The sequence below is a fragment of the Thermodesulfobacterium hydrogeniphilum genome, assembly GCF_000746255.1.
In the GTDB taxonomy this organism is placed as follows: domain Bacteria; phylum Desulfobacterota; class Thermodesulfobacteria; order Thermodesulfobacteriales; family Thermodesulfobacteriaceae; genus Thermodesulfobacterium; species Thermodesulfobacterium hydrogeniphilum.
In genome coordinates, this window is the sequence record NZ_JQKW01000001.1 from 18,294 (window position 1) to 29,727 (window position 11,434).

The 11,434-nt window shown below is 28.1% G+C and carries 11 protein-coding genes; 4 read left to right on the forward strand and 7 right to left on the reverse strand.

The window, feature by feature from the left end:
• Positions 1 to 3: 3 nt before the first annotated feature.
• From CC87_RS00090 to CC87_RS00100, 3 genes are read right to left on the reverse strand one after another with little or no spacing between them, the layout of a single operon-like run.
• Positions 4 to 942: an inorganic phosphate transporter gene (locus CC87_RS00090; RefSeq protein WP_038054830.1), complete on the reverse strand. Its 939-nt coding sequence runs from the start codon at positions 940 to 942 to the stop codon at positions 4 to 6.
• A gap of 13 nt (positions 943 to 955) precedes the next feature.
• On the reverse strand, positions 956 to 1,597 hold the full coding sequence (locus CC87_RS00095; protein WP_038054832.1) for a TIGR00153 family protein: 642 nt from the start codon (positions 1,595 to 1,597) through the stop codon (positions 956 to 958).
• 14 nt (positions 1,598 to 1,611) lie between these two features.
• Entirely contained in the window at positions 1,612 to 2,013 is a 402-nt protein-coding gene (locus CC87_RS00100; protein WP_038054834.1) for a CBS domain-containing protein, read from the reverse strand.
• Positions 2,014 to 2,158: 145 nt separating this feature from the next.
• Here CC87_RS00100 and CC87_RS00105 point away from each other — a divergent pair, with 145 nt between their 5' ends.
• From CC87_RS00105 to CC87_RS08500, 4 genes are all read left to right on the forward strand, one after another.
• On the forward strand, positions 2,159 to 3,172 hold the full coding sequence (locus tag CC87_RS00105) for a DUF445 family protein (RefSeq protein WP_038054836.1): 1,014 nt from the start codon (positions 2,159 to 2,161) through the stop codon (positions 3,170 to 3,172).
• Between the two features lie 140 nt (positions 3,173 to 3,312).
• Positions 3,313 to 4,680, forward strand: coding sequence for a (Fe-S)-binding protein (locus CC87_RS00110; protein ID WP_051920346.1), 1,368 nt, complete (start codon positions 3,313 to 3,315; stop codon positions 4,678 to 4,680).
• Positions 4,681 to 4,765: 85 nt separating this feature from the next.
• A complete protein-coding gene (locus CC87_RS00115; RefSeq protein ID WP_156955545.1) occupies positions 4,766 to 5,977 on the forward strand; it encodes an inositol monophosphatase family protein in 1,212 nt (403 codons plus the stop codon).
• Positions 5,964 to 6,953, forward strand: a complete 990-nt coding sequence (locus tag CC87_RS08500) for a diguanylate cyclase (RefSeq protein ID WP_051920347.1) — start codon at positions 5,964 to 5,966, stop codon at positions 6,951 to 6,953. The genes CC87_RS00115 and CC87_RS08500 overlap by 14 nt, the downstream gene beginning before the upstream one ends.
• On the opposite strand, the gene CC87_RS00125 is transcribed toward CC87_RS08500, so the two are convergent.
• From CC87_RS00125 to CC87_RS00140, 4 genes are read right to left on the reverse strand one after another with little or no spacing between them, the layout of a single operon-like run.
• The gene (locus CC87_RS00125) at positions 6,898 to 8,886 is read right to left on the reverse strand and encodes a ribonuclease catalytic domain-containing protein (protein ID WP_038054838.1); all 1,989 of its coding nucleotides are present in this window, start codon (positions 8,884 to 8,886) and stop codon (positions 6,898 to 6,900) included. The two genes, CC87_RS08500 and CC87_RS00125, sit on opposite strands and share 56 nt — an antisense overlap.
• Positions 8,864 to 9,607: a 1-(5-phosphoribosyl)-5-[(5-phosphoribosylamino)methylideneamino]imidazole-4-carboxamide isomerase gene (gene hisA, locus CC87_RS00130; RefSeq protein WP_038054841.1), complete on the reverse strand. Its 744-nt coding sequence runs from the start codon at positions 9,605 to 9,607 to the stop codon at positions 8,864 to 8,866. The genes CC87_RS00125 and hisA overlap by 23 nt, the downstream gene beginning before the upstream one ends.
• Position 9,608: 1 nt before the next feature.
• Positions 9,609 to 10,265 (reverse strand): hypothetical protein, encoded by a 657-nt coding sequence (locus CC87_RS08505; RefSeq protein WP_051920348.1) that lies wholly within the window; start codon positions 10,263 to 10,265, stop codon positions 9,609 to 9,611.
• 34 nt (positions 10,266 to 10,299) lie between these two features.
• The gene (locus CC87_RS00140) at positions 10,300 to 11,391 is read right to left on the reverse strand and encodes an SLC13 family permease (RefSeq protein WP_038054843.1); all 1,092 of its coding nucleotides are present in this window, start codon (positions 11,389 to 11,391) and stop codon (positions 10,300 to 10,302) included.
• Positions 11,392 to 11,434: the final 43 nt, after the last annotated feature.

Genomic DNA, 11,434 nt, shown 5'->3' on the forward strand with positions numbered 1-11,434 from the left:
TTATTAAAAGATTAAGATCAATTTAGTAAAAAGAAAAGAAATTGTGAAGGCACTTAAAAGAGTAAGAAGCCAATTTATAGCAATTCTTTTAATAAGATTTAATTTAATAGTTTGTAATCCTTTGGTTATACCAACACCACTAAGTGCACCTATAATACAATAAGTAGTAGAAACAGGCATACCAAATAATGTAAATAAAAATATACAAATACCAGCACTAAATTGGGCTATAAAACCAGAGAAAGGATCAAGAGGAATAATCCCTTTTCCTACGGTTTCTATAACTCTATAACTCATAGTTATTGCACCTAAGAAGATAAAAAAAGAAGCTAAAAAATAAAGAAGTATTATATTTATAGGAATTTTTATATAAACAATAGGACCAAGCACTGTGGCTAATTCATTAGCTCCGGTGTTATAAGAAATAAGAGAAGCACTTAAAAGAAGAAAAGACCTTAGAAGTTTTTCAACTTCAAAAAAAGGAATTTTAGAGATCAATTTTTCTGCAAGAATATATAAAAAAAATCCCAATATACAAGCTATAAAAGGAGATATTATCCAAGAGATAAATATTTTAACTAAGGAAACAAAATTCACAGAATGATTCAAAGCAAATCCGGAGCCAATCAAACTCCCTATAATTACTTGATGAGTTGAAAGAGGCAATTTTTTCCAATTAGATAATAAAATCAAAAAAGAAGAAATTATAAGAGCTAAACTAATTATAAAAGGACTTGCTTCTATTAAGTTTTTTCCTACAGTTTTCATTACTTTATCACCATTTAATAAGACACCAGTAAAAACAAGGATTCCAAAAAGAAAAACAGCTTTTTTAAATCTTATTATTCCAGCTCCAATAGAAATACCAAGAGCATTAGAAGCATCATTTGAACCTATTCCAAAGGCAATAAGAAAGCTTGAAATTATGGCAAGTTTTATCATAAGAACTAATTTTTTATTTTAAACTTAGATCAAGGATATAAAGATAATCACTTGCATCTTCAATAATATCGCTTATACTTACTAATGAATCTACAAACTCTGCAATTGTTTTTCCTTCCCAAAAGTTAACCTGTTTAGCTAATTCTGAGTTTCTTAATTTCTCACTAATATCCAATTTTATGTCATCTACCTTTTTTTCATAGATTCTAATAGCAAGTTTTTTTTCTCTGAGATTATCCTTTTTTGTTAAAGCTTCAAATCCCTTTATAAGAATTTGACACATTTCAACATTTATATCAGCTACCTTTATACATTCCTCTTTTATTTCTTTATAAATGTCAAGTTTAAAATATCTAAAATCAAAAGCGCAAAGATTAAGATAATTAAAAGCTTTTTCAGTAATTTCTATAAAAGCACAAAGGTTAGGTCTAATATAAGGTAAAAAAGCTCCTTCATAAATCATAGATATAATTTCTCTTTTTAAATAATCTGCTTCTCTTTCAAGATTTTCTACACAATAAGTTTCCTCTATATATTCTTTTGTAAGAACTTCCTTTAAACATTGAGTAGCTGAACAAAGAGTGTTTAAGTAATCTTTAATTTTTTCAAGAACTTTTTTTTCTAATTTTCCACTACCCCAAAATTTTTCTAACATATTCTTACCTCATTTTATTTTTTAGCTTTTTCAATTAGAATTTCAGCCAAAATATCAAAAAAAGAGACCAAACCTATAATTTCATTATTTTCATTTTTAACAAAAACTCTGGCTATATTGTTTTTTAACATCAAATTTAATATCTCTTCTATATTTGTATCCTTAGAAACAGCTATAATAGGTTTAGAAGCTATATTTCCTATTTTAATCTTAACAGGGTCTAATTTTTGAGCTAACACTTTAAATATTATATTTCTTACGGTAACTACTCCATAATCATCTTTTGAGTCTTTGGGTAAAACTAAAAGAGAACGAATTCTTTTATCTATTAATCTCTCTATAGCATCATAAACTGTAGCATCAGATGAAATGGTTTCTAATTTTGTATTCATGATCTCACTTACTTTCTTTTCCATAAAGCCTCCTTTTAGTTGTTAATTTTTATAGAAATTTTATTATAAGAAAAATACCTCAAAAAACAACTTTTACTTAGATTTTTTAAAGAAAAAATTTAAAACCTATTTGAATTTTAATTAAACTTTTTATAATTCTAAAATTAGAATGTTTGCCAAAAAGAACTTTAAAAATTACCAAAAAAATCAAATAGGAAATATTTCTTTGATTATTGCCTGTTCAGGTTTTTTGACTCTTGAAATTTTTCATATTTTTTGGGGAATAGATGGTTTTTTATTTAGACTTTTAATGACAGGCTTTGAGGCATCTACTGTAGGTGCCTTTGCAGATTGGTTTGCTATAAGCGCGCTTTATCGCAAAATACCTATTCCGCTTATAGGAAGACATACCAATATAATTTTGCGTAATAGGGAAAAACTTGAAGAAGGTATTGTAAAGGTTGTCTTAAACGAATGGCTTTCTAAAGAAGCATTGAAAGAAAAACTAAAAGAGACCAATTTAGTTTTAATATTAAATGATTTGTTTTCAAAATGTGATGGGGAAAAAGTTGTGGATAAACTTAATCTTTATGAAGATGAAATAAAAGCAAAAATATGTGAGGTTATCATCTCTTACTTAGAGACTCAGCTTGAGAAAGAGGAATTAAGAGATTATCTTATACAATTTATTAATAAAACCTTTGAAGAAAATAGTATGCCTAAAAAATTTTTTATAGATCTGGGGAAAAAATTTAATCTTATAAATGCTGAAAAAATTAGTGAGAAGATTTTAAACCTTCTTAAAGAGGAAATGATTAAAATAAAAAATGATCCATCATCTAATTTAAGAATATCTTTAGAAAATCTTATTAGCAAAGTTTTGAGAAAAATCCCTGATTTTTTAAAATCTGGCTTTGCAATTCTTCAAAAAGAGCCTCAAAAATTAGAAGAAATAAATAATTTTTTAAGAGACTTTTTAGAACCTGTTATAGATGATTTACAGCCCAAGATAGGAGAAATTGTAAGAACAAGCTTGAAAAAGCTTTCTGATGAGGAACTTATAATTTTTATAAAGCAAAAAATTGATTATGATTTACAATATATCAGACTTAATGGAGCTGTAGTTGGAGGAATAGTAGGTATAATCTTGGCATTGATTAAAGAATTTTTTCATATGTTTTAAAAATCAAATTATAAATCTCAAATATAAAACTCCTTATATAAAAATCCTAAATTATTAATGTTCATTTTATTGAAATTTTTTATTTGACATATCAATAAAGTATTTTTATTAATTATCAAAAAATGCAGGAGGAGGAAAAAATGGAAAAAACTTTGGGTAATAAATCAGAAATAGCTGAAGAGAAATATGTAAGTCCTTATTTTCCTGAATATGTAAGAACTCGTATAGATGATCCTGGATTAGATGAAAAGATTAAAGGACTTACTTCTGAAAAAATAGAAATGGTAATAAAATCAGTAATAGGAAATTCTTCTGCGAAGATAAAAGCTGCTATAGAGACTTGTATGCATTGTGGTCTTTGTTCAGATGCATGTCATCATTATTTATCCAATGATAGGGATCCAACTTACGCACCTGTAGCTAAAATTAGGATGACTCTTGGAGAAATGATAAAGAGAAATTTCAAGGTAGATCCTGAGTTTATAAAATTTTGTGCAAGAATAGTTTTTACTGAATGTAATGCTTGTCACCGTTGCAGTATGTATTGTCCTTTTGGAATTGATATAGCAGCTTTAATAGGAAAAGTCAGAAGGATATGCTTTTTACTCGGAATAGTTCCCTATATTTTAATGGATACAGCTCAAAGCCTTGCTACAACCCTTACCCAGCTCTGGATTTCTCAAGCAGATTGGATTGATACTGCTCAATGGATGGAAGAAGAACTAAGTGCAGAGATTAAAGAAGCTTACATTCCTATTAATAAAGAAGGGGTTGATGTGTTGTATATTCCTTTAGGAACAGAACCTAAATTAGTGCCTCAGTATATAGCAGTTATGGCTAAAATTATGTCTTATGCAGGAGTTAATTGGTCCTATTCTTTACATGATTATGCTCAAGCAAGTATGTTTGTCCAGGATTTAATTACTATGCAAAGAATTGCTAAAGAAATTTTTGAAGAAGCTAAAAAATTAAGACCTAAAAAGATGGTAGCTACAGAATGCGGACATGCACTTTATGGCACTTTTATAATGGCTCCTCCACTTTTAGGTTATAAAAACCTACCTTTTGAGGTATTACATGCTGTGGAATTTTATTATGAACTTGTAAAAACAGGGAGATTAAAGATCGTTAGAAAGATCAAAGAGCCTGTTACTGTACATGAACCTTGCAATTTGGTAAGAAGAAAGGGTGCTGGAGATAAATTGAGATATCTTGTTAAAGAAATGTGTGAGGATTTCAGAGAAATGTATCCTAGTGATGGACACAATTTCTGTTGCAATGCTGGAGGATCAGTAATTGCATGTGGGCCTCCTTGGAAAAAAGCAAGGGTTAAAAATGCAAGAGTAAAAGCAGAACAAATTAAAAATACAGGTGCTAAAATAATTATTGCTCCCTGTCATAACTGCCATACTCAAATACATGATTTGATAAAAGCTTACAATATTGATGCTGAGGTTAAATTTATGTGGGATATATTGTTTGAAACTATAGAAACTCCTTTTGTTTAAAAAATAATTATTTATTATCTATTATAAAAATAAATTCAAATCTTATTCCTCTTGAAATTTTAAATAATCATAATATTTTTAAGTTATGAATTTAGAAAAGATATTTCCTTTGATTAAAATTTTAGTAAAAGATACAGGAAAATTTTTAAAAAAAGCTTTTTTTTCATCTCCCGAAGTATATCATAAAGGAATTATAGATTTAGTTACTTCTGCAGATTTAGAATCTGAAAAGCGTTTAAAAGAAGGTATAAAAGAAATAACTCCAGATATATTAATTTTAGCAGAAGAAAGTTATACAGGTAAAGAAGAAATAAAAAACGAATATTATTGGTTGATAGATCCTTTAGATGGAACAACTAATTTTGCTCATAAAATCCCCTGGTTTGCTATTTCTGTTGCTTTGATGAAGAATAAAGAGCCAATTTTGGGGATTGTTTATAATCCTATTACAGAAGAATTTTTTTATGCATTAGAGGAAAAAGGAGCTTTCTTAAATGAAGAGCCTATTAAGGTTTCAGGAACAGACAAATTAATAGATTCTCTTTTATGCACAGGTTTTCCAGTTTCTAAGATTTTAGAAAAACCAGATCTATTTATACCTCTTTTTAAAGATTTTATGACAAAATGTCAAGGGGTTAGACGTTTTGGCTCTGCAGCTTTGGATCTTGCTTATGTGGCTTGTGGAAGATATGAGGGTTTTTGGGAACCCTATTTAAAACCATGGGATACAGCCGCAGGTTCTCTTTTGGTGAAAGAAGCAGGAGGTAAAGTTACTGATTATTTTGGCAATCCCTATAATCCTTTCTTGAATACCATAGTTGCTTCCAATAAGAAAATTCATGATCAGATGATAGAAATAACCTCAAAGTATCATCCTGAGTATTTTAAACTTCATAAAAATCCTTTTCCAACTGTTGATATTATTATAGAAGTAGAAGATAAAATTGTCCTTATTTACAGAAAAAATTATCCTCAGGGATGGGCTTTACCAGGTGGTTTTGTTGATTATGGAGAAACTTTAGAAGAAGCTGCTATAAGAGAAGCTAAAGAAGAAACTAATTTGGATATAGAAATTTTATATCTCTTAGGATGTTATTCAGATCCAAAAAGAGATCCCAGATTTCATACTGTTACTACAGTTTTTGTGGCTAAAGGAAAAGGAGAGCTTAAAGGTCAGGATGATGCTAAATTAGCACGGTTATTTAAAGTAAATGAAATACCATGGAATGAATTGGTTTTTGATCATGCAAAAATTTTAAAAGATTATCTTAATAAAAAATTATATGGATCTAAATAAATGGATTAATCTTATAAAAAAAGATCTTAAGGAAGAAATAAGAGTAGGAATTAATGATCCAGAAATAATAGTTGAATTATTTTTAGAAGAGATCTTAAAAGAGTTTGATATAAAAATTGATAAGATAAAAGATATTAAAAGTTCAAAAAATATTTTAAATTATGATTTTTATCAAATATTGATCTTAGTAAATTCTGAAAAAGAGGAAGACTTTTCTATTGTTGAAGAAATAAGGAAAAAAAGTCCTTTCACTAAGATTTTGATAGTTTCAAATTTTTTAAAGGAGAAAGATATAGGGAGATATTTTGAAGAGGGAGTAGATGAGGTTATTTTTAAGCCTTTTAGTTTAAATGAATTTAGAGCCAGATTAAATAAACTTTTTAAAGAGTATTATTTAGATAAAAAGTTACAAAAAATTGCTATAGAGGATGGACTTACAGGAGTTTACAATAGGCGCTTTTTTGATGAAACTTTGAAAGAAGAGGTATATAAAGCTTTAAGACAGAAATATCCTCTTAGTTTGATAATGATAGACCTTGACAATTTCAAATGGTATAATGACAATTTGGGGCATCAAACAGGCGATAAATTGCTCAAAAAATTGGGAAGAGCTCTTATTAGTAGCGTTAGAGATAAAATAGATAAAGTTTGTCGTTATGGAGGAGATGAATTTACTATTATTTTACCTTATACTTCTTGGAAAGAAGCAGTTATTGTGGTAAAAAGGATTTGTAAAAACTGGGAAAAAGAAAAAGATTTTAAACTTACTACATTATCCATAGGAATAGCTCAGTTGATAAAAAGAGGATCTTTAGAAGAATCTTTATTGGACTTACTTAAAAGGGCAGATAAAGCCATGTATCAAGCTAAAAAAGATAAAGATAAATCAGAAAATAAATGGAAAGTAGATGAAGATAGTATCAAACTAATTTTAAACGAAGCACCTCAAGACGAGGTTGAACTTTTTCAATCTTAACAGTAATTTCCTGTCCAGGTATAAGATTTTTTTTAAAACCTATGAGGTCTCCTGTAATATTATAATCCACTAAATAAATTTTAGCCTTTTTATTTTGCACATTTAAAACAAGTCCTTTTAAAGGTTGATTTTGCATATAGAGTTGCAAATATTTTAAAAGAAAATATTTTTCTCTTTTATTTTGAATAAGAATAGCTCTCTGTAGATTATTGGTTAATTCTGGAAGAATTTTTAAGATTTCTTCTTCTGATAGAGGTTTTAATCCTAATAAAAAGAATTTTAATTGGTATTGAATTAAAAGATCTAAAAATCGCCTTATAGGAGAAGTTAGAGTGGTATAACAATCAACACCTAATCCTGAATGATAGGCAGGTTGAGTGGATAACTCAGATTTGGCTAAAAATTTTAACTGTAAAAGCTTGGAATAAAGATTTTCTTCAAAATTTTCTATAATTTCAGAGGGTTGAGGTTGGGAGCGATAAATAGCAGGAATGTGATTTTTATATAGAAACTCAGCTGTTAATGTATTTATAAGAATCATAGCTTCAGCAATAAAATAACGAGCCGGTGTCATAACAAGCTTTTGAACTGTGATTTCCTTTTTTTCATTAATTTTTATTTGAATTTCAGGTAGAAAAATAGCTAAAGCTCCTTTTTTTTCTCTTTTCTTTTTAAAATACATAAAAATAGAATAAAGTTTTTGCCAGAACTTATTTCCTTGAGAGAGATAATCATCTACATCTTCATAGGTGAGTCTTTTTTTTACCTTTATAAGGGATAAAATCGGTTTAAAATCAAGGATATTATATTTTTGATCCAGAATAATTTTAAAAGTAATAGCAGGTCTTAAAGTATCCTGTTTCAAGCTAAATTTTCCATGAGAAAGGGGAAAGGGTAGCATAGGGAAAATCCCATCTGGCAAATACAAAGTAGAAGCTCTTTCTAAAGCTCCTTCCCATAAAGCAGATCCTGGTTTTATAAAACCAGCCACTTCAGCTATATGAATATAAAGTATGTATTGATTTTCATTTTCTTCAAAACTCAGGGCATCATCAAAATCTTCGGTATCTTTAGCATCAATTGTAAAGGTTTGTAAATGGGTTAGGTCTTCTCTATCATCCAAAGAAAATGAAAGATTTTCAAGTTCCTTCGCTTCTTTTAATTCTTTTTCTGAAAAAGTTAATGGATACCTTGTTCTTAAAATTTCTAAATTTTCATCCTCATCAAAAACTTTTATTTTTACCAATAATTCAAAAATCTTATTTTGATTAGCCAGGTTTAGGCGTTTAAGCACTTCTTGAACCAGCTTTCCAGAGGGAGTTTGGTTTTCCCATAAAACATAACCTTTTAGTGCTTCAATCCAGAAATTTCTAACTCCTTGGTTAAAAATTTCTATATTTCCTTTTTGTAGAGCCTTTATAAATTCTTCTCCTTCATTAAGTTTTTTTAATCTTTCAAGCTCGCGCTTTTTTTGAAGAAGTAAACGTTCAACTTCTTTTTGAGATAAAATCCCAAGTATATTAGGTTCTTTAAGTTTAAAATAAAGTTTTTCTTCTAAGGTTTTTCTAATAAAACCTGCTATTTCATCTTCATCAGGATCTCTTCCCAAGATTAAGTCTACTAAATCCTTGGCAGGAATTTCCTCGGTTTCATTAACTATAATTTCCCAGATTTCTTTTAAATCAAAAGTTTCCTTTAATTTTTCTCTATTTTCCTGTTTTTCTTTAAGAGCTGTAATAATTTGATTTAAATCTTTTAAAGATTTAGGTTTTTCTTCATAAGAAATAAGAGCAGAGTAATTGATAAGTTCTTCTTTGCCTGAGGGTAAAATAATATGAAGCCTTTTTTCTTTAACCTCTTTTATGTAGACCGTGGTGATTTTATTTCTATAAAAAATATCGGCGAATCTATTATTCAGAAAAGTTAGATCCATTTTCAGCTATCACCAAGGCCTCTTTAAGATTTAAAGTACCTTCATACAAAGCTCTTCCTGTAATAGCTCCCATTAAACCTTTTTTTTCATAAGGTTTTAGTTTTTTAATATCTTCTATAGTTGAAACTCCTCCTGCTAAAATAATAGAATGAGATGAAACCTCAAGAGCCTTTTTTAAACGTTCCAACTCTATTCCTTTTTGTGTTCCGTCTCTTTCTATAAGAGTAAGAATAATAGCAAAAAGTTCAAAATTATTTAAGAATTTCAAAAATTCTAAATAATTTATTTCTGAAATTTTTAGCCATCCTGAAATAGCAATTTTATCACCTTTTACATCTACACTTACTATTATTTTTTGAGGATATTTTTGGGTAATTTTTTCTAACCACTGAGGAGATTCAATAGCTTTGGTTCCAAGAATTACCTGAGAAATTCCATTTTCTAAATAAATTTTAATATCTTCTTCTGTTCTTATTCCCCCTCCTACTTCAACAGGAATATTTACACTTTGAGCTATTTTTAATATTAGATCTTTGTGAATGGTTTTTCCTTCTTTAGCTCCGTCTAAATCTACTATGTGAAGTCTTTTAGCACCTTCTTTTTCAAAAAAAATAGCGTATTTTAAAGGGTTATCTCCATATATTTTAGTTTGGCTATAATCTCCTTGAAAAAGTCTAACGACTTTATTATTTCTTAAGTCTATAGCTGGGATAACAAACATTTTATTCCTCTTTTAAAGGAAAGGTTTGAAGGACCAAATCCAAGCCATTACTGGCTAATTCTTCTGCAGTAAGCCATTTAAATTTTTTATAAATTCTGATATCTAAAATATTTTCACTTAAAGGTTGTTGAGTTTTGTCAAAATATCCATTCCATAAAATTTTTCCTGTAAAACCATCATAAAGCACCAGAGCAAAAGCTACACTGGCGGGTTCTCTTACAGAAAAAGAACTTCCTTCTCTTTCTTTAAATCTGTAAATTCTTCCATAGAGTACAGCTTGAGTATCAGTTTTTTTAGCAAGATTTTTTATAATTTCAGGTAAGCTTGAGGTTTCTTCTAAAATTTCAGCCATAAGATTTTCAAATTCATTTTGAGATAAATATTTGAACTTATAAACCAAAGAGAACTTTACTAATTTTAAGCGTAATAACCGATTCATTGTTTCTTTGGCATAAGGCTCTATATATCCTGGGATAATATTTTTTACTGGGCAAAAGAAAATATTTTCTGTTTTTTCAGGGCAGGTATCAAAAGGTAATACCAAAATAGACTTTATATTTTCAGCCATTTCAGGAGGCAAATACTGTCTTTTTGGTTGAGAACAGCCGTTTAAGATAAGAATTAAAAAGGATAAAAAAATAGTTCCAAATAAACGCATATAAAACCTCTATATAAATTTTTATAATTTTTTATTATATCATACAAATTTTTAAAATAAAATACAAAGCTATACCTAAGAAAAAAGCTATGTATTCTATAACATGAAATTTCAATAGAAATATACCAGAATTTTTAGTATCATTTTGTGCAACATAGATTTTATATACGATTAAATTAGCTAAGGATCCAAATAAACTGCCAAATCCTCCCACATTAGTTCCCCAAAGAAGGGCTTTCCAGTTTGTTGTAAATTTTGCAAATAATAATGCTACTGGTACATTACTCATAATTTGACTGGCAAGGGCAGAAAACAAAAATATATGGGTAGAATGAATAATTTCAGAGGATAATAAAAACTTTACATTCTCAGCAAAACCAAAAAAACAGAAAAAAGTAAATAATAAAGCATAATCAATTTTTAGAGATTTTCTATTAAAAAGTAATGCATAAATGATTATTAAAATATTAGTTGAAACCGGTAAAATATGGAGCACTGTTAATAAAACTATAATAAATAAAAATATATAAACATATACACTTTTTTTGTTTAAATTTTTTTCAATGTTAAGTTTCTTAGTATAATTATTATCGGTTTTTATAAAAAAAGAAAAAACTATAAGAAATAAAAGAAAAAATAATGAAAAAGGGGCAATAGCAGTAACAAAAACTACTGGATCTAAATTATAAAACCAATAAATAAAAAGATTCTGTGGATTACCAAAGGGAGTTAAAGCTGACCCTGCGTTAGCAGCTAAGGTTTCAAAAATAACTATAATATCTTTATGTTTTATTTCAAGTGATAAGGTCAAAGGCACAATTACAATTAAAGCAACATCATTGGTGATAAATATTGAAAGGAAAAAAGTAGCTGTTATCAGTTTTAATGGAATAGCTTTTCTTTTTTGAATAATTTGAGAAACTTGTGATATAATACCACTAAGTTCAAGACCTTTTATAGTGATAAAAAGTGAAAACAAAATAAATAATATCTGAAATTCACTTAAAGAATAAACCGGTAAGCGCTTCACATAAATAGAAGTTAGGATCAGACCAATTAAGGATGAGATTAAAAGCCATTCTTTTAAAATAAAACCTATTAAAGTGCTTTCTGTTTCTTTTTTCATAATTTTTTATATCATACATAATTTTTAAAAAAGTGGAGAGTTA